This window comes from Deltaproteobacteria bacterium CG11_big_fil_rev_8_21_14_0_20_42_23, assembly GCA_002796345.1.
Lineage (GTDB): Bacteria > UBA10199 > UBA10199 > 2-02-FULL-44-16 > 2-02-FULL-44-16 > 1-14-0-20-42-23.
The window spans coordinates 126,155-126,509 of record PCXC01000007.1; the positions used below are offsets into that span (position 1 = coordinate 126,155).

Annotated in this window: 2 pseudogenes (both cut by a window edge); both read left to right on the forward strand. The window is 45.1% G+C overall.

Features of this window, described 5'->3' with window-relative positions:
* Nucleotides 1-66: pseudogene (locus COV43_01160) on the forward strand (hypothetical protein); it begins 609 nt to the left of the window's first position.
* A 100-nt stretch (nt 67-166) separates the two neighbouring features.
* Nucleotides 167-355, forward strand: a pseudogene (locus COV43_01165) (hypothetical protein) (it continues 1,272 nt past the right edge of the window).

A 355-nucleotide genomic window follows, 5' to 3' on the forward strand; every position in this document is an offset into this window, starting at 1 on the left:
ACCAGTTCCTGCCGCTTTCGACAACTCACTCTTAGCGCAACTTGCAGTAAGAAGTGCTCCAGCTAAAACAACTCCACGCATTGAAGTTGCTGCACAGACAACTCTTCCACCAAAAAATGGAAATCTTGCAACGCCACTTCTTCCAAAGATTTCTTTGCAGTCTCCATTGAAAGCAGCTCCTCTCCAAGAGAGAATTGAAGCTGGTTTGCAGGCACCTCGTATTTCAACTGTAGCGCGAAAAACACCTCTTCGTCATACGCCTGCTGATCTTCGTGGAAATGACATTCGACTTGCTTCAACTGAACTAAGATTTGAAACTCGCGTTCCAAGCCTTTTTGAACTGTATCTTCCACAA